The 16,658-nt window shown below is 67.6% G+C and carries 18 protein-coding genes; 4 read left to right on the top strand and 14 right to left on the bottom strand.

The window, feature by feature from the left end; all coding sequences use genetic code 11:
- Nucleotides 1-290 precede the first annotated feature (290 nt).
- A complete protein-coding gene (locus F3087_RS16940) occupies nt 291-1,880 on the top strand; it encodes a glycine-rich domain-containing protein (protein WP_150402954.1) in 1,590 nt (529 codons plus the stop codon).
- Nucleotides 1,881-2,355: 475 nt separating this feature from the next.
- Here the strand turns inward: F3087_RS16940 and F3087_RS16935 are convergent, their stop codons facing one another.
- From F3087_RS16935 to F3087_RS16915, 5 genes are all read right to left on the bottom strand, one after another.
- Entirely contained in the window at nt 2,356-2,736 is a 381-nt protein-coding gene (locus tag F3087_RS16935; RefSeq protein ID WP_150402953.1) for a hypothetical protein, read from the bottom strand.
- A 348-nt stretch (nt 2,737-3,084) separates the two neighbouring features.
- The gene (locus tag F3087_RS16930) at nt 3,085-3,720 is read right to left on the bottom strand and encodes an SMI1/KNR4 family protein (protein WP_191094007.1); all 636 of its coding nucleotides are present in this window, start codon (nt 3,718-3,720) and stop codon (nt 3,085-3,087) included.
- A gap of 574 nt (nt 3,721-4,294) precedes the next feature.
- Nucleotides 4,295-4,756, bottom strand: coding sequence for an SRPBCC family protein (locus tag F3087_RS16925; protein WP_150402951.1), 462 nt, complete (start codon nt 4,754-4,756; stop codon nt 4,295-4,297).
- 6 nt (nt 4,757-4,762) lie between these two features.
- The gene (locus F3087_RS16920; protein ID WP_223885137.1) at nt 4,763-5,398 is read right to left on the bottom strand and encodes a SanA/YdcF family protein; all 636 of its coding nucleotides are present in this window, start codon (nt 5,396-5,398) and stop codon (nt 4,763-4,765) included.
- A gap of 25 nt (nt 5,399-5,423) precedes the next feature.
- A complete protein-coding gene (locus F3087_RS16915) occupies nt 5,424-5,930 on the bottom strand; it encodes an Lrp/AsnC family transcriptional regulator (RefSeq protein ID WP_191094006.1) in 507 nt (168 codons plus the stop codon).
- Nucleotides 5,931-5,993: 63 nt separating this feature from the next.
- On the opposite strand from F3087_RS16915, the gene F3087_RS16910 reads away from it, so the two are divergent.
- Nucleotides 5,994-6,872: an EamA family transporter gene (locus tag F3087_RS16910; protein ID WP_150402950.1), complete on the top strand. Its 879-nt coding sequence runs from the start codon at nt 5,994-5,996 to the stop codon at nt 6,870-6,872.
- Entirely contained in the window at nt 6,872-7,852 is a 981-nt protein-coding gene (locus tag F3087_RS16905; protein WP_150402949.1) for an aldo/keto reductase, read from the top strand. The genes F3087_RS16910 and F3087_RS16905 overlap by 1 nt, the downstream gene beginning before the upstream one ends.
- Before the next feature lie 27 nt (nt 7,853-7,879).
- Here the strand turns inward: F3087_RS16905 and F3087_RS16900 are convergent, their stop codons facing one another.
- The 7 genes from F3087_RS16900 to F3087_RS16870 all read right to left on the bottom strand — a co-directional run bounded on the left by F3087_RS16900 (nt 7,880) and on the right by F3087_RS16870 (nt 14,155).
- The gene (locus F3087_RS16900; protein ID WP_150402948.1) at nt 7,880-8,812 is read right to left on the bottom strand and encodes a DMT family transporter; all 933 of its coding nucleotides are present in this window, start codon (nt 8,810-8,812) and stop codon (nt 7,880-7,882) included.
- A gap of 68 nt (nt 8,813-8,880) precedes the next feature.
- A complete protein-coding gene (locus F3087_RS16895) occupies nt 8,881-9,957 on the bottom strand; it encodes a hypothetical protein (RefSeq protein ID WP_150402947.1) in 1,077 nt (358 codons plus the stop codon).
- A 92-nt stretch (nt 9,958-10,049) separates the two neighbouring features.
- On the bottom strand, nt 10,050-10,439 hold the full coding sequence (rbsD, locus tag F3087_RS16890; RefSeq protein ID WP_150402946.1) for a D-ribose pyranase: 390 nt from the start codon (nt 10,437-10,439) through the stop codon (nt 10,050-10,052).
- Between the two features lie 12 nt (nt 10,440-10,451).
- Complete coding sequence (locus F3087_RS16885) at nt 10,452-11,378, bottom strand: ribokinase (RefSeq protein ID WP_150402945.1); 927 nt, start codon at nt 11,376-11,378, stop codon at nt 10,452-10,454.
- Nucleotides 11,375-12,160, bottom strand: a complete 786-nt coding sequence (locus F3087_RS16880) for an ATP-binding cassette domain-containing protein (protein WP_150402944.1) — start codon at nt 12,158-12,160, stop codon at nt 11,375-11,377. Before F3087_RS16880 ends, F3087_RS16885 begins: the two co-directional genes overlap by 4 nt.
- A 7-nt stretch (nt 12,161-12,167) precedes the next feature.
- On the bottom strand, nt 12,168-13,142 hold the full coding sequence (locus tag F3087_RS16875) for an ABC transporter permease (protein WP_223885136.1): 975 nt from the start codon (nt 13,140-13,142) through the stop codon (nt 12,168-12,170).
- Complete coding sequence (locus F3087_RS16870; protein WP_150402943.1) at nt 13,139-14,155, bottom strand: sugar ABC transporter substrate-binding protein; 1,017 nt, start codon at nt 14,153-14,155, stop codon at nt 13,139-13,141. Before F3087_RS16870 ends, F3087_RS16875 begins: the two co-directional genes overlap by 4 nt.
- A 138-nt stretch (nt 14,156-14,293) precedes the next feature.
- Here F3087_RS16870 and F3087_RS16865 point away from each other — a divergent pair, with 138 nt between their 5' ends.
- Nucleotides 14,294-15,298: a LacI family DNA-binding transcriptional regulator gene (locus tag F3087_RS16865; RefSeq protein ID WP_150402942.1), complete on the top strand. Its 1,005-nt coding sequence runs from the start codon at nt 14,294-14,296 to the stop codon at nt 15,296-15,298.
- Between the two features lie 24 nt (nt 15,299-15,322).
- On the opposite strand, the gene F3087_RS16860 is transcribed toward F3087_RS16865, so the two are convergent.
- Both F3087_RS16860 and F3087_RS16855 read right to left on the bottom strand, forming a co-directional pair.
- On the bottom strand, nt 15,323-16,348 hold the full coding sequence (locus F3087_RS16860) for an ArsR/SmtB family transcription factor (RefSeq protein ID WP_150402941.1): 1,026 nt from the start codon (nt 16,346-16,348) through the stop codon (nt 15,323-15,325).
- A gap of 82 nt (nt 16,349-16,430) precedes the next feature.
- Nucleotides 16,431-16,658 (bottom strand): hypothetical protein, encoded by a 228-nt coding sequence (locus F3087_RS16855; protein ID WP_150402940.1) that lies wholly within the window; start codon nt 16,656-16,658, stop codon nt 16,431-16,433.

Raw genomic sequence — 16,658 nt, 5'->3', positions numbered from 1 at the left:
GCGCCGACCTATTGAGACCAAGGGCATGAGCGGATGTTGGTATCGCGCGAGCTGTCGTTTCTTCGTTGCTACGCCAGCCGATACGAAGGTTCCGTGGGTGCGAAAGGCGGGTTGGTGGAACGGCGTTGCCATCCGGAACCGTCGCGGTGACGAATGTTTGACAGCGCTGTGAGCCGTGCGGCTCTGTTCGGCATCAGCAGCGTCGGCGAGACGAGGTTCTGAGTGCAGAGACCGTGTCTATGTCCAAGGCCGCGAACTGGCAGGAGGAACGTAGGGCAGTGGTGAGCAGAATGTGGAAGTCGACAGTGATGCCCGGTGGGTTTCGAGGCGGTGCCGGTCGGGTCGGGTGGGCCTGGCTGGGGGTGCTGGCCTTGGGTTGTGCGGTGCTGCCGTTGAGCGTGCCGGGCACCGCCGCCGCCGCCGCTGCCTGTCCGACCGAGGGCGCTACGGCCGTGTGCGCGACTCCCGGCAGCTTCGGCTACACGGTTCCCCCGGGTGTGAACAGAATCCGGATCACCGTCATCGGCGCCGGCGAGGCCGGCGGAGCCGGGCTCGGTGGCGGGGCCGGAGCCGGAGTCATCTGCACCGTCAGTGGGCTGCGCGCGGGCACTGTGCTGGATGTGACCGTGCCCGCCGGAGGCAAGCAGAGCACGGACCGATCGGCCTCGGGACAAGCCAACGATGGCGGGTTCGCGGCGGTGAGATCCACCGCCGACGGCGTGGACATCACTGCTGCCGGAGGCGGTCGCGGTGGTAGCGCGGGTGGCTCACCCACCTGTACCGCGACCGGCCCCGGGCTGACGGCCACCCTCGATGCCGTCGCCACCAGCACGGCCGGGCACGATCCTTTCGAGGACCCTGAGGACCCCGGGGACACCAAGCACACCGGCGGGACGATCACACCGATCGACTTCGCCCCTCAGTGCCCTGCTCTGGCCGGGTTCGGCGGCGATGCTACAGATCCGGCCCCTCCCCCTGACCGCAGTCCCGATGACAGTGATCAGTTCGATGATCAGAAAGATCGGGACGCCAAGGAGGGTCAGGACGGCTGCGTGGTGATCACCCCGGACACCGCATGCGAGGTCACCGGCGACACGACCGCGTGCGTGACTCCCGGGATCACCCAGTACACCGTGCCGGCAGCAAAGACCTCGCTGACTATCACGACCATCGGAGCCGGAGCCGGCGGCGGCCGCGGCGGAATCGGAAGTGACGGCAGCGACGGACTCAACGGCACCGACGGTGCCAACGCCCAGGGCGGTGCCGGCGGCGGTGCCGGAGCCGCGATCACCTGCACCATCACCGGTCTGCACGCAGGGACCGTCCTCGACCTGACCGTTCCTCGAGGCGGCGCCGGGGGCGGGTTCGCTTTCTCTGGCAGCGGTGAAGGAGGTTCCGGCGGCCAGGAGGCCACCGCGGTCTACGGTCCCGGCGGGGTGCGCGTGCTCAGCCCCGGCGGAGGCGGAGGAGGCGGCGGCTACACCGGCAGAAGCCTCATCCCCGGTTTGGCCGGGACCAGCGGAAGCCCCGACGGGCAAGGAGGCGGTACCGCCGGAAGCGGTGGCACCGCCGCCCAGGAGTCCACCGGCGGCGGCCCAGGAACCTCGCCGACCTGCACCGCAACCGGCGACAGTCTGACGGCAACCCCCACGGTCTACCCCAGCACCGCAGGCACCGCCAGCAACGCTCGCACCGCGGGCACCGGCGGAACAATCACCACACCGGCTGCCGTGAGCAGCGCCTGCGGCACCAACGGTAACGGCGGCAACGGCGGTAGCGGCGGCGCCGGCGGCAACCGTGGCGCCCGCAACAGCGGCGGCGGGTCTGGTTCGGACAGCGAGCCCGGAAAGCCCGGATGCATCATGATCGTCGCATCCTGACCCGAACAACCCCCACCATCAGCGGTCAGCTCACCACCGTGACCTCTCTACTCACACCCCGATAGCGTCCCTGGCCATCACCACCGGATACACCGATGGTGATGGCCAGGGATTTCCCGGAAGACCTTCATACCCGACCGCATCAGGACGGCGCTGACATTCTGCGCATGACAATCAATGTCGCTGCGGGCCCTCGGCCAGTGTGGCTGATCACCATCCCTGTCACCCGATCGCCGTTTCTGTCACCACTTTGGATGGATGCAACGGCGTGTCGATGCTCAGCGATGAAGGGTCGCGGCAGAAGACGGGTATTTTTACGACCTTAGCTGCCGGGGCAACGCGGGCCTGATCGAACGCGCGGCATGCGGCATGTGCGGACACTGCAACGGCCCCCGGATGGCCCGGGCCGTTGATCTTCAACTAGGTGGAGCTGACCGCCTCGCACCGCGCGGGTTGCGGCATTATGGTGCGTTCATCATGCAATGCCGCGACCGAGCCACTCGGCGAACTCCTCAACCTTGTCCGCGAGTGCCTTGTCGTCCTCGACTCCTTCAGGAATGATTTTATGGCCGTATCGGCGAATGAGATTGGCTGCGGCGGCGATGGTTTCGACATCCGTGGGGAACTGGCGTCCATACTCCGCGACCTGCCGGTCGAAGTCGGCCTGATCGAAGGGTTCCCGCGACCCGTCGGTAGGGACCGGAGTAATTGTGACCTGGTATTCGCGGTCCTCGTAACTCGCGGTGAATTGACCTAAACTGCGGAAACTGTAGACCGCGCAGCCCTCAGGTTCTATTCCGCGTCGAATGACACCGACGAACTCAGCAAGCCGACCATCGCGCCACCCTTCGTTCATCCGCTCAACCTACCCAGCTCTCAAGATTGAGCCACTAGCACATACGTGGTCGATCCTTGCTCATCCCGTCCGGCACCCGGGTTGCGGCTGTCGATGCTCGAGGGATCCCGACTTGTCGGCGTAGCCGATGTTGTGGAAGTAGTCGCACCAAGCCGATGACTTGGTCACGGTCGTCGGTATGTGCGCGCATTGGGTTGTTATGTGCCGGAGGCCATGTAGGCGGCGCGGATGTAGCTGGGTGGCGGTCGAGGGTGGTGCGGGGCGGTGGTAACGCATGGTGGTGCGGGCTCGAGGAGACCGGCGGCACCGGTGTTGACGAGTGGGGAACTTAGTCGCGCGCGGTTCGGGCTATTTGGGCTGCTGTGTTTGGAGTTGTTCCACGATGGTTCTCATGAGGGCTATTTTTCGCTCGATGCAGTCTTTGAGGCTGTCGAATCGGGTGTAGTCGCCGCGGTCGACGATCCAGACCGGTGCCGAGGCGCAGGGCTGCCGGTTCGGGCACGCGAGGGTCACGTAGTCGACTCCGTCGGCGGTGGTGCCGATGACGAGGAGGTTGTCGTAGGAGTCGGTGCCCAGGTCCTGAGGGGTTTTGGATTCCTCGCGCAGGAACGTCACCAGGTTCTGGTGGGAGGGTAGGTCGCGGGAGATCTCGTCGAGGGAGTAGAGGGTGACGCCGCCGGAGAATGCCGGCCAGCCGTTACCGACGCGAGTCAGCCAGTCGCGATACTGGTCGTCCAGGCGAACCCCGAGGCGCTGCTCCGCGGCGGTGATGGTGTGGGCGGTGGCCGGGGGTTGAGGTCCTTGCAGCATCCAGTCCGATCGCATCCCGTTGGCGAGATCGGCGTCATACCAGGCCTTCTGCAGCGTCTTCAGGTCGGACACGGCTTGCGGAATCCAGTCGTCGGGCTCGCTGGTCGATGGTGTGCGTGAACACGCGCACACCGCGACCACTACCGCGATCAGCGACCATCGCAGAACACGCATCGAAAGTCTCCTTCCTCGACCGAGGATTGCTGTGACCGACTCTAGGACTGCCCTGGTGCGCAGGTTCGTATGCTTTGTAGTTGACCGGGTACTGCTTGCCTTGCGCACCGATGGATTTGTTGAGCGATTCATCCAGTGGCAGCCACCGGTACGGCGAGGGCTTCGGCGGCGGGGGCCCGGTCCACATCGTGTCGGGCACATGCCCGGCGTTGACGGCGCCGGACGGGTACATGCTCCGGTCGAAGCTGTCGCCGGTCGGGTAATCCGCGGGGTGGGACTCCTTCCATTGTTGGGCAAGCCGGCTCGCCAGCCGTGCCTCGGGTGTGTTGGTGGCGCGGATGCGCCAGGCGGGGAACATGTTGGTTTGGATGTATTCGTTGCTGCCGGTGATGTAGGCGTCGCGTTGCCGAATAAGGTTGGCGCGCTGGGGATCCGGCAGACTGTCTTGGTCTTTGGCGATGCAGACCGCGACAATTCCTTCGCAGTCTTTGGAGGTGTCACCGCGGTAGCCGCATGTAGCCCGGTTTCGTTTCGACCGCCGCAACCGGTCGGACAGGGACTGAAGGTCTGAGGGTTAGCCGCGCTCGGCCAGGGTTCGCAGTAGAGCTAGGTCGCGGCGGAAGGTGCGGGCGAACAGTGGTGCGAACAGGCGCATTCCGAGCGCGCCCGGCAGGCCGAGGGGTGGGTGCAGTTGCTCGGTCCAGTCGAGGCGCGAGACGTTCTCGGACAGTTTTGTCAGACGGATGTCGCCGCGGCCTTTGACCCAGCTCAGGTGCACGATGCCGAGGTGGGTGGGGTTCGTTCCGTCGGGGGGCTGCCATACGTCGACGCGGATCCGGTCTCGGGTGGCGATTCCGCCGATTCGGACGGTGGTCGCCACGATCGTGCCGACGCCGGAGCGCTGGGCCGAGACCACCTCGAAATCGGAGGCTTCGCGCATCCACTCCCCCTGGTTCTCCCAGTCGGTGAGCAGCTCCCAGATTCGTTGCGGCGCAGCCGAAATGTCGGTGCTGACGGTCACCACCACGGGTCGCACGGCGCGTCACCGTCCGATCAGTGCGGCAACGGCTTTGGGTGCGGCGAGCCATTCTCGAATGTTGTTGCGTATCACTGTCGTTCGTCGGCACTCACAGTAGGCGGTGACACCGTCGGCGTCGATGCCTTCGGCACGGCACAGCGCGACCGCTCGGGGCACATGCCGGTACTGGGTGACGATGATCGCTCGATCGATCCCGAACAGCCGCTTGGCGCGTTCGCAGGTGGCACGCGTCGACAAACCTTCGCCATCGGTTCGGACGATCGCCGGATCGACCCCGTGGTCGGCGAGATACTTTGTCATCGAGGCGATCTCGTCTCCGGAGGTGCCCGCCGCGTCACCGGAAACGAGGATCTCGCGCGCCTTCCCCGCCCGCACCAGCTCGATCGCGACATCGAGCCGGCCACGCAGATACGCCATCGGCGCACCGTCCGGCCCGACCTTCGCCCCGGGCACGATCACGACCGGAACCGCCGGCGCGGCGTCCGCCCCGAACCGATGACCGGCCGACACCATCCACAGCCGGCCATTCGCCCCGACCACGACCAGCACCAGCCCTGTCGCGGCGACCGCGGTCACCCCGAGCAACCTACGCGCCCAGCGCTTCCCCGCACCGTTCGTCAGCTTCCGATCGTCCACCACGGCAACCCCTTTCCCTCGATGCACGCTAGCGCTTGTCCAGCACCGGAATCGGCAGCGGCCGCCGCGGCACCGGCTCGGACACCACGATCGAGGTGGTCGTCTGGCCGAACATGAGGAAGCCGTCGAGCAACTCCTCCAGCTCGCCGATCGACGGCCCGTGCACCTTGAGCAGGAAGCAGTCCTCGCCGGTGATCCGGAAGCACTCGACCACCTGCGGGGTGTCCTTGGCCGCGGCCACGATCTTGGGGAGCTGGCCGGGTCCGGGCTTGATCCGGACCAGCGCGGTCACCGGCATGCCGACGGCGGCCGGGTCGACCTCCATCCGGAAGCCGGTGATCACGCCGAGCCGTTCCAGTCGCTGCACCCGCTCGGTGACCGCGGGCGCGGACATGCCGACGCGGCGGGCGAGTTCGGACATGGACAGTCGCGGATCGGCGTGCAGTTCGTTGAGCAGCCGCACATTCACCTCGTCCAGCAGCCGTGATCGCTCGGTGAAGGAATCTTGGCCGTTCGACCTTGATTTTCCAGACAACTAGCGCCAACTTCCTGGATAGTGCCATTCCGGCGTCGGGTATTTCTTTGGAAGATACTCCGCATGACAAAAACGTCCGAGATCGTGGCGCCGCGGGTGCCCGCCTCGGCCTACTTCGGGGTCAGCGCGATCTTCCACTATCTCGGGCCTGCGCTGGCCGTGCTGCTGTTCGCCCGGGTGGACGTGCTCGGCGTGGCGTGGCTGCGGATCGCCAGTGCCGCAGTGGTATTCGCGCTGTGGCGGCGACCGTGGCGGCTGCTCGGGCGGCTGAATCCGGCGCAGCGGCGGGTGCTGCTCGGGCTCGGCGTGCTGCTCGCGGCCATGAACGCGGCGTTCTATCTGGCCCTCGCGCGGCTGCCATTGGCCACCGTCGGGGCGATCGAGTTCGCCGGCATCATCGTGCTCGCCGCGATCGGAATGCGTAACGGCCGCAACGTGTTCGCCCTCGTACTCGCCGTGGCCGGGGTGCTCGCCTTGACCAACATCCAATTCGCCGGTCAGCCGCTCGGATTCGCCTTCGCGCTGATCGACTGCGCGTTGTTCATGCTCTACGTGATCCTCGGCCACCGGATCGCCAATACCGGCGCCGGAATCTCCGGCATCGACCAGATCGGCATCGCGATGCTGATCGGCGCGCTGGTCTCGACGCCCTTCTGCTTCGGTGCCGCGCTCCCGGCATTCACCAGCCCGGGCGCGCTGCTGGCCGGGGTAGGCGTCGGCATCTGTTCGTCGGTGATCCCCTATGTGACCGATCAACTCGCCATGGCCCGGCTGCGCCGGGACACCTTCGCGCTGATGCTGAGCATCCTGCCCGCGGTCGCCACGGTGATCGGGATCGTGATGCTCGCGCAGATCCCCACCGTTCAGGAACTGTCCGGCATCGCACTGATCGCCGGCGGCATCTCGATTCATCAGGAACCACGAGAAAACAAGGAGAAATGATGGAATACCTTCGGCTGGGCACCTCCGGTCTCGTCGTGTCCCGGCTCTGCCTCGGCATGATGAGCTACGGCAGTCCCGCCTCGCGGGATTGGATACTCGGAGAGGACGCCGCGGAGCCGATCGTCCGGCAGGCCGTCGAGTCGGGCGTGACCTTCTTCGACACCGCGGACATGTACTCCGAGGGGGTCAGCGAGCTGGTCACCGGGCGGCTGCTCGCCAAGCTGTTTCCCCGCCGCGACGACTACGTCCTGGCCACCAAGGTCTACTTCCCGATGAGCTCCGGCCCGAACGATAAAGGCTTGTCCCGCAAGCACATCATGGCCGCGATCGACGCCTCGCTCGACCGGCTCGGCGTCGACCACGTCGACCTGTACCAGATCCACCGGTGGGACTACGAGACGCCGATCGAGGAGACGATGAACGCGCTCAACGACGTGGTGGCGGCCGGAAAGGCCAGATACATCGGTGCGTCGAGCATGTTCGCCTGGCAGTTCGCCAAGGCGCAGCAGGTGGCCGAGGCGCACGGCTGGACGAAATTCGTCTCGATGCAGAACCACTACAACCTCGTCTATCGCGAGGAGGAACGGGAGATGATCCCGCTCTGCCGCGACCAAGGTGTCGGCATCATTCCGTGGAGCCCGCTAGCGCGCGGGCTGCTCACCGGTTCTCGCGAGCGCGGCGGCGGACCGACGACCGTGCGCTCCGGCTCCGATCCCATCGCGGACGGCATGTACGTCGATGACGACTTCGATGTGGTCGACGCGGTCCGCGCCGTGGCTGCCGAGCGCGATCTGCCGCCGGCGCAGATCGCACTGGCCTGGCTGCTCGGCCGGCCCGGGGTCACCGCGCCGATCATCGGCGCGACCAAACCGGAGCATCTCGCGGACGCGATCGCCGCCGAGCGGATACGGCTGAGCGAGGAGGAGGTGGCCACGCTGCAAGCACCGTATCGGCCGCATGCCGTGCTCGGCCACCACTGATCGCGGGCGCCGGTCCTGGTGTGGCGCTTACGTCGGAGTCGAGACCTCTTGCGTGACAGCGTCTTCGGGTTCGATCGGCTTGTCCGCCCGGGACCTGGTGATCGCCACACCGGACAGGCACAGCAGGCCACCGAGCACGGCGAGCAGGCCGGGCACCTCGTCGAGTGCGATCCACGCCATCAGAATCACCAGGGCGGGAACGGCATAGGTGGTCACGCCCATCTTTCCCGCGGTGGTGCGCGAGAGCGCGTAGGCCCAGGTGGTGAAGGCCAGCGCGGTGGGGAACACGCCCAGGTAGACGACGCTCAACGTCGAGGACAGCGGCGCGCGGGCGGCCTCGCTGAACAGCTGGCCCGCGAACGGCAGGCAGGCGATGGTGCCGATGACGCACCCGCCGGTGGTCACCTGCAACGCGGACGCGTGGACCAGCGCGGGCTTCTGCGCCACGACCGCCACCGCCCAGGCCAGCGCCGCGGTCAGGCACAGCACAACGCCCAGCACCGCGGCACTGCCGCCACTCGAATTCGACATCCCGACCACGACCGCGCCGGCGAACGCCACCGCGATCCCCGCCATCAGCCGCGCCGGAAAGCCTTCCTTCAGCACCAGTCCGCTCAACACCGCGATCAGGATGGGCCCGATGTTGATCACCATCGCCGCGGTACCCGCGTCGACGTGCTGCTCGCCCCAGTTCAACGCGACCATGTAGACCCCGAACCACAGCACGCCGGACACGAGAATCCCGCGCCACGCACCGCGGGCCGGCAGCCCTTCACCCCGGATGATCAGGATGATCACCAACGCGATCGCGCCGGTCAGCAGCCGGCCCAACGCCAGCGCACCCGGCGAGAAGTCTTCTCCCGCAGCACGAATGAACACAAAGGCCGAGGCCCACAGCACCACGGTGACCGCGGCCGCGAGCACGGCCTTCCGATCGCCCGAGCGAACGACTTGCTCCATTTATCGAACGCTAGAGGACCCGCCACGCGAACTCACGCGGTTTTCGGCCACGGCGTTTGTTGCGATGATCACGGGACGGCGATGGAATAAACCTGCTCGGCGACCCGGGTGCGCTGACCGTTCTTGATGAAGTAGACGTCGTAGAAGCCCGCGCTGCCCGGCTTGGCGAGTTCGATGGTCGCGCCCGCCGTGGTCTGCGCGCGGTCCGCGATCGGCGGATCGAGTGGCGACCAGGTGCGTTCCCGGCTCTGCCAGCGTGTGGTCTGCGCGTCGGCCGGCTTGGTGAACGCGGGCCACCGGTCGACGGCGATGGTCGGACCGTCCGGGCTGTCCCAGCGGAGTTTCAGTGCGCTGGAACAGTTCTCGGGCGCGGGGACCGTCGCGTTCAGCGCGCCCGAGGCCAGGTCGAGGAAGAAGACGACGGCCTGGCTGCACGCCATGTCGCGGACGTAGCTGCTGGGGACCGCGTATTGGGACAGTGCGGCCGTCCGGCCGTCGGGGCTGAACGCGCCGCTGTAGAAATACGCCTTGATGTCGGAGAGCGGTCCGCGCGTGCGTGTTTCGCCGTCGGCCTCGAGGGTGAAGAGCTGACTCTTGATCGAGTCGTACTGCTGCTCGATGTCATACCGGTTCAGCAGCAGTCGATCCTGATTGATCGCCAGCAGATCTATGTGCTGCTGCGCCGGTGGCGCCGGGTCGATGGTGCGCCACACGGTCGGCTTCGGCTGGGCGGCACCGAGATCCATGCGCATCACGGTGCCGGGTGCTTGCAGCCACACGATGGTGCTGCCGCTGGATCGGAGGACCTGACGGCAGCCGCAGGACACGCGGATCGGCGCCGCGGGCGCTGCGGTGGGCACCGCCGCCACGACGGATCCGTCGCCGGTGCGCGAATCCTCCTTCCAGAAGGCGAATTTCGCGTCTTCGGTGAGGCCGATATCGCGGGTCGTATCGAAGGCGCCCGGCGTGCGCGAGACCGTGGTGGTGCCGTCCGCGACGATCAGCTCGGTACCGGTCGCGTAGGCGAAAACATCCGTCGCAGTGCGCGGTTCGAGGACACCCGGCGGTGTGTCCGTGCAACCCGCAGCACCGAGCAGGATCGCCACCGCCGCGCAGGCGGCGATCGGAACCGGGCGTCGGATCATCGTTGCCTCCCTCACCGGCACTGCCTTGCCGTGCGGACACCGTCAGGAAGAGTCTGTCCGATGACCGCGCGCCGTGGCGGCCGATCGACGCACTACAGCCATGGCACTCCGGCGCGGAACAACACGTTGGCGTAGGGGCGCGCCTCGCCGGTGCGCACGACGAAGCGGCACTGCCCGATCCGTTGCTTGAACTCTTCGTGCGCGAGCAGTTCGGCCTGTAAGCGATTCGTCAGCAGTTCCGCCGCCTCCGGGTTGGCCGTGACGACGTCGGCGCTGCCCCAGGCCGCCTCGACGGTGATCTCGTCGAGGATCAGCTCGACTACCGGCGCGAATCGCGGCATGCCGTAGCTGATTCCGAGATCGATCACCGGTACCGATGGCGGCACCGGCAGGCCCGAGTCGCTGACGGCGAAGGTGTCGGTGTGCCGGAGGGCGACCAGGGCCGCTATGAGTTCGGCGTGAATCAATCCACCAGTACGCAAAGGAGTTCCGATCTAGTTGTGCGCGGGCGGCACCGCGGCGAGCGCCGAGACGACCTGCCCCCGAGTGGGATAGGCGGCATGGGTGCCCGGTGATTGGACGGACAGGGAGGCGGCGGCCGTGGCGAAGGCGACCGCCTCGGGCAGGTCGGCGCCGTCGGCCAGGGCGGTGGACAGCGCGCCGACGTACGCGTCGCCCGCTCCGGTCGAATCCACCGAGTCGACCTGTGGCGCAGCCTGATACGTGACCTCGACCGAGTCCGATATCTTACGGGCCAGGACCGAACCGGCCGCACCCAGCGTGACGACGACGGACGGCGCTCCACGCAGACACAGCGACCGTGCGGCTTGACCTGCTTGCTCCGTGGTTTCGGTCGCGGCACCGCTGATCGCGGCCAACTCGTATTCGTTCACCACGAGCGGATCGCACCGGCGCAGCAGGTCATCATCGAGTTGCGCCGCGGGTGCGGCATTGAGCACGAACCGGCGCGCGAGGCCGGCCGCCCAGGCGACCACCGCCAGCGGTATTTCGAGTTGCGCGACAACGACATCCGCCGATTCGAGCAGCTCTGCCTCGTCTGCACCGGATTCCCAGACGAAGTTGGCACCGGGGTCCACCACGATCTGGTTCTCGCCCGCGGCGACCGTGACGTACGCCCGCCCGGTTCGCACGCCCGGAACCTCCCGCAGCCCAGTCGTTTTCACGCCCGCGGCTCCCATCGAGTCGCGCAGCGCCGCGGCGGCGGAATCGCGCCCGACCCGTCCGACGAACTCGACGCACCCACCGACTTTGGCGGCGGCGACCGCCTGGTTGGCCCCCTTGCCGCCCGGGTTCGTCCGCGAACCGACCGCCAGCACGGTCTCCCCCGGTCCGGGCAGCTTCGCCACCTCGCACACCACATCTTGGTTCATCGATCCGATGACCACGATCAGCCCGGTCACGAGACCTGTTGTTCCACAGCGGGCTTCGCCTCCAGGTTGCCCGGCGCGGCCCCGGTGATCAACGCCACCAACCGATCTCCGTCGATCTCCCCCACCCGATGCGCTGCCACCGACCGCCCGCGGCGCAGCACCACCACGTTGTCGCAGATCCGCATCACCTGGGCCAGATCATGACTGATGATCAGCACGGTGACGCCGCGGTCGCGCAGACCACGCACCAGCTTCTCCACCGCCGCCGTCTCCCGCACGCCCAGCGCGGCGGTCGGCTCGTCCATGATCACCATCGCCTTACCCCAGGCGACCGCCCGCGCGATGGCGATACTCTGCCGCTGGCCACCGCTCATCCGCCGCACCGTGGTCCGCACCGAGGGCACATCCACGTCGAGATCCCGCAGGATCTCCCCGCTGCGGCTGATCATCGCCTTCCGATTGACGATCTTGATCGGCCAGGACGGATACACGAGTTCCCGGTTCAGGAAGAGGTTCTGCCACACGGTCAGGTCGTCGATGAGGGCGAGATCCTGGTACACGGTCTCGATGCCCATCTTCCGGGCGTCCTCCGGCGATCCGAGCCGCACCGGCGCGCCGTGGAACCGGATCTCCCCGGAATCGGGCGGCTGGACGCCGGTCAGGCAGCGCACCAGGGTGGACTTGCCCGCCCCGTTGTCGCCGACGAGCGCGGTGACCTCGCCTTCCGGAATGGTCAGGGTGACGTCGTCGAGCGCGCGGACGGAGTCGAACGACTTCGTCAGGCCGCGCGCCTCCAGCATCGGTTCGGTCATGAGATGCCTACTTCCGGAATCGCGAAATGGCCGCTGCGAGAAGCAATACCGCACCCACCGCGATCGGCTGGTAGTACTGCGAGATGCCGAGAATGGTGAACCCGTTGATCAGCGAGGTGAACAGGATCGCGCCGCACACGGTGCCGAGCACCGAGGCCTTGCCGCCGCTCAGCGACGAACCGCCGAGCACCACCGCCGCGATCGAACTCAGCAGATAAGTGGTTTGCAGCGACGGATCGGCGCCGCCGTTGCGGGCGACCAGCATGACGCCGGCCACGCCGCACAGCAGCCCGCAGGCGCTGTAGGCGAGCAACCGGATCCGGCGTACCGGAATGCCGGTCTCCCTGGCCGAGTCGATGTTGCCGCCGGTGGCGAGCAGGTGCGTACCGACCCTGGTGCGGAACAGAATGCCCGCCACCCCGAGCGCCGCGACCAGCGCGAGCAGCCAGAACCAGCGCAACGGTCCGGCGCCGTCCAGCGCCAGGCTTTGCAGGAACGGCGAATTCACCGCCACGCTGTTGCCGCTGGTGAGCAGCAGGGTGCAGCCGCTGAGCACGCTCAGCGAGCCGAGCGTGACCACGAAGTCGGTCATCTGGAAGTGCCCGATCAACAGTCCGTTGATCACCCCGACCAGCAGGCCGCCCAGGATCGCCACCACAATGCCGGCCGTCAGCGGGTATCCGTGGCTGGTGAAGTACCCGAGCAGCGCCGCCGACCACGGCAGCGTCGCGCCGACCGACAGGTCGATGCCGCCGACCACCACCGCGAACTGCTGACCGAGCGCGAGCACGGTCAGGATCGTCGACGCGACGAGCAGGTCATCGATGTTGCTGGTAGTCAGGAAGTTCGGTGTCGCGATGAAGAATCCGAGCCACACGATCACCAGCGCGATCGGCGCCGCGTAGTCGGCCAGCTTGGCCGGGATGCGCCGCTCGCCGAGCCGTCCGGGTGCGGCCCGCGCGACGTCGGCGATGGCATTCACTTGTTCACCAGCCCGGCCAGCGGATTGTCGAACGTGGTGATCGGCCGCGGGAACGCGGTGATCTGCTGTTCGACGTTGTCCGAGCCGATGAACGCGATCGGCGCCACCACCCGGTCCGGAATGGTCTTGCCCTGATGCTTGGCCAGGCACGCCTGGATCGCGAGTTCGCCTTCGGCATAGGGGTATTGGGTCACCGTGCCGTGCAGGGTGCCCGCCTTGACCGCGGCCAGCGCGGCCTGGATGCCGTCGACCGAGATCACCTTGACCTGCCCGGTGCGGCCCGCGTTCTTGATCGCCTGCGCGGCGCCGAGTCCCATGGTGTCGTTGGCCGCGAAGATCCCGGTGATGTCCGGATGCGCCTTCAGGATCGCCTCGGTGACGGTGAGGCCCTTGTCCTGCTCGTAGTCGGCGGGCGCGCGCTGCACGATCTCCAGCTTGCCCGCGACCGCGTCGGTGAAGCCCTTGTCCCGGTTGATGCCGTTCTGCTCACCGGCAATGCCTTGCAGCACAATCACTTTGCCGCTGCCGCCGAGCGCGTCGAGCATCTTCTCGCCGGCGATCTTGCCCGCGGCGAGATTGTCCGAGCCGATGAAGCTGGCGTAGCCGACCCCGGCCTGCTTGGAGGCGTCCGCGTCGATCTGGGTGTCCAGGTTGAGGATCGGAATGTTCTTGCGGGCCACCGGAACCAGCGGGGTGATCACGTTGGTCGCGTTCACCGGCACCACGGCGAAGCAGTCGTAACCCTGCGCGGCCAGCGTGGAGATCTGCGCGTTCTCGCCGTCCGCGTCGGTCTCGGACTGCCCCGCCTGCACCGCGACGTCGACCCCGAGCCGTTTGCCCTCCGCCAGCGCGCCGTCGCGCAGCGCCGCCCAGTACGGGTTGGTGAAGTTGCGGGTGACTACGGCGATCTTGAAGTCGGACGAGGCGTCGCCGCCGCGGCCGCATCCGGCGGTGAGGGCCACCGCGCTGACGAGGGCCAGGGCCACAAGCCCGATCCGGTATCGAGTGCTCATCTGGTATTCGACCTATCCTGTACGAGTTCAACTCGTGTTGACAACACGAGTTGATGTGTAGTGTGTGACCCGCATCACGAGACTGTCAAGGGTTCTTCGGCAGCTCGCTCGAATTGCCAGCACGACAGGAGTGACCCGATGGCAGTCACCCGAGCCGACGTGGCCCGGCTCGCCGGCACCTCACCCGCCCTGGTGAGCTACGTGCTCAACGACGGTCCGCGCAGCGTCGCCCCCGCGACCAGAGCCCGCATCGAAGCCGCCATCGAGCAGCTCGGCTACCGGCCGAACATGTCCGCGCGCAGCCTGCGGATGAACCGCGGGCATGCGCTCGGGATGGTCATTCCGGACGGGGCGAACCCGTTCTTCGCCGAGCTGTCCGCGGTGGTCGAGGCGGCCGCGTTCGCGCGCGGGTTCCCGCTGATCGTCGGGAATGCCGCGGGCGACGAAGCCAGGGAGCGCGCGTATGTGAGCGCGTTCATCGATCGCCGAGTCGAAGGGCTGCTGGCGATTTCGTCGTCCTGGGAGTCGGGCATCGCCGACGCCTGCGCGGCGGCCGACATGGCGTTGGTGGCGGTGGACCGGATCATCGATCCGGCGCGCTGCGCGCACGTCATGTGCCATTCCCTGGCCGGGGCGCGAATTGCGGTGGAGCACTTGATCTCCCACGGACATCGCGAGATCGCCTGCCTCAGTGGACCGCACGTGTCGACCGCCGACGAGCGGGTAGCGGGGTATCGGCAGGCACTGCACGATGCCGGACTTCCCGAAAGTGTCGTCGTGCGTGCCGAATTCGGTGGAGCCGCGGGCTATCACGCGCTCGACGAGTTGATGAGCGGCGCGACCACGCCCACCGCGGTATTCGTCACCAGCGATCTCCAGGCGATGGGCATGTTGCGCGCGGCCTACGACGCGAACCTGCGCGTCCCCGACGATCTCGCGATCGTCGGATTCGACGGCATCGAGTACGCCCGCTACACCCGGCCCGGTTTGACGACCATGGTCCAGCCGACCCGCAAGATGGGCGAACTGGCGGTCGAGCTCTTGCTGAAGCAGATCGACACCGGGTCGGCCGAACCGGGTGTGGTCAGCTTGGGCGCGGAACTGAAGACGCGTGGTTCCTGCGGCTGTGCTGACGAGTTCTGAGTTACGCCGCTGCCGGGCAAGGCATTACGCGATGCGGACGTTGCTGCCGAGGTTGCCGTCGAGCAGCGCCGCGCCGAGCGTGGTCACCTCGTGGCGCATGGCATTGCGGTGCCGCCAGCTGTCGATGAGTCCGGACTCGCGCAGGATCGACGCGTGCTCGCTCGCCGTCGCGGGCGAAACCCCAAGCCGCCGAGCGAGTTCGGTCGTGCTGCACCCCTCCGCGATCACCTGGAGCGCGGCCGCGCGGGTGCGGCCGAGCAGAGCGGTCAGCGCCTCGTTGGGCGCGCGCGGACCCCACGCGGCGGTGAAATCGTTGATGTCGCGCAGGGCAGGCACGATCACCGTCATCGGCGCGTCCTTGTCCACCAGCGACATCAGCGTGAGTGGCTGCGGCCAGGCAAACAGGGACGGGATGATGACCAGCCCCCGGCCGTCGAGGTGCTCGTCGTGGGTGCAATCGTGCTGGCGGTGGATTTCGAGCACCGGCGCGCGCCAGCTCACGTAGGGGTGCAGATCGGCCAGCAGCCGTTCCACGCCCTCGGTGGCGAGCGTGTGCGCCATCCGTTCGGCGGCCTGTTCGAGATAGGTCTGGATGTGCGACCAGCGTCCGGCGAACGCCACCGAATGGAACGCCTCGACGGCATCGGCGACCGTGCGGCGCGCGGTGCCGTCGCGATCCGACAGCTCGGCCGTCCAGGCGGGCAGCGGCGCCTGGCCCTCCCGCGCCCGGCTGCGGATGACGCTGTCCAGCTCCATCCGCAGTTCGTCGCGGGAGGCCAGGTGCAACGCCTCGATGCCCGCGGAGATCGACCGGGCGCCCCGGGTCGGCGTGATCAGATCGAGAAACGAGTCGTCGGCCGGCAAGATGTCGGCGAGCACACCGAAATTGGCCGGCATCGCGCCGCGCACCTGGCTGCGCCAGCCCGCGAAACCGGCGACGTTCCTCCGCTGCACCACCCGGGTGGCCAGCATCGTCTCCGCGATCGCGCCGAGCGGGGCGCCGACGCGGATGCGCAGCAGATCGTCCGGCGTGCAATAGATCCGCTTCATCCGCGGCCACCTCGCCTGTGCCCGGACGGACCATGCCCGCCCGCCACTGCCCTGCCCCGATACCGCAAGACGGCACCTCCGATCACCAAGAACCTCGCCACCGTACCGCGATGAGCGGGTCCAGTCCCAGCAAAAGGTCGTCGGCATTCGCCGGACCCGGCGACTCCTGTACCGCCAGCTCGTCGCGCCGCGACCACATCGGTGGCAACCGCCGCCGACCCCGTTTCCATTCCGCGACCAGACTCTCGGCGAGCCGGGCCACCGCCGGTACGACGCCGTCCTGGGGCCGCACCGCTACGTTTTCCATCAT

It is taken from the genome of Nocardia colli, assembly GCF_008704205.1.
GTDB lineage: Bacteria > Actinomycetota > Actinomycetes > Mycobacteriales > Mycobacteriaceae > Nocardia > Nocardia colli.
This window is presented reverse-complemented; position numbering and strand designations above follow the sequence as displayed.

Bases quoted from the DNA above. Each gene is read 5' to 3' on its own strand.
- F3087_RS16940 (WP_150402954.1), top strand. From the start codon at position 291: ATGTGGAAGTCGACAGTGATGCCCGGTGGGTTTCGAGGCGGTGCCGGT.
- F3087_RS16935 (WP_150402953.1), bottom strand. From the start codon at position 2,736: ATGAACGAAGGGTGGCGCGATGGTCGGCTTGCTGAGTTCGTCGGTGTC.
- F3087_RS16930 (WP_191094007.1), bottom strand. From the start codon at position 3,720: ATGCGTGTTCTGCGATGGTCGCTGATCGCGGTAGTGGTCGCGGTGTGC.
- F3087_RS16910 (WP_150402950.1), top strand. From the start codon at position 5,994: ATGACAAAAACGTCCGAGATCGTGGCGCCGCGGGTGCCCGCCTCGGCC.
- F3087_RS16905 (WP_150402949.1), top strand. From the start codon at position 6,872: ATGGAATACCTTCGGCTGGGCACCTCCGGTCTCGTCGTGTCCCGGCTC.
- F3087_RS16900 (WP_150402948.1), bottom strand. From the start codon at position 8,812: ATGGAGCAAGTCGTTCGCTCGGGCGATCGGAAGGCCGTGCTCGCGGCC.
- F3087_RS16895 (WP_150402947.1), bottom strand. From the start codon at position 9,957: ATGATCCGACGCCCGGTTCCGATCGCCGCCTGCGCGGCGGTGGCGATC.
- F3087_RS16880 (WP_150402944.1), bottom strand. From the start codon at position 12,160: ATGACCGAACCGATGCTGGAGGCGCGCGGCCTGACGAAGTCGTTCGAC.
- F3087_RS16870 (WP_150402943.1), bottom strand. From the start codon at position 14,155: ATGAGCACTCGATACCGGATCGGGCTTGTGGCCCTGGCCCTCGTCAGC.
- F3087_RS16865 (WP_150402942.1), top strand. From the start codon at position 14,294: ATGGCAGTCACCCGAGCCGACGTGGCCCGGCTCGCCGGCACCTCACCC.
- F3087_RS16860 (WP_150402941.1), bottom strand. From the start codon at position 16,348: ATGAAGCGGATCTATTGCACGCCGGACGATCTGCTGCGCATCCGCGTC.
- F3087_RS16855 (WP_150402940.1), bottom strand. From the start codon at position 16,658: ATGATGGAAAACGTAGCGGTGCGGCCCCAGGACGGCGTCGTACCGGCG.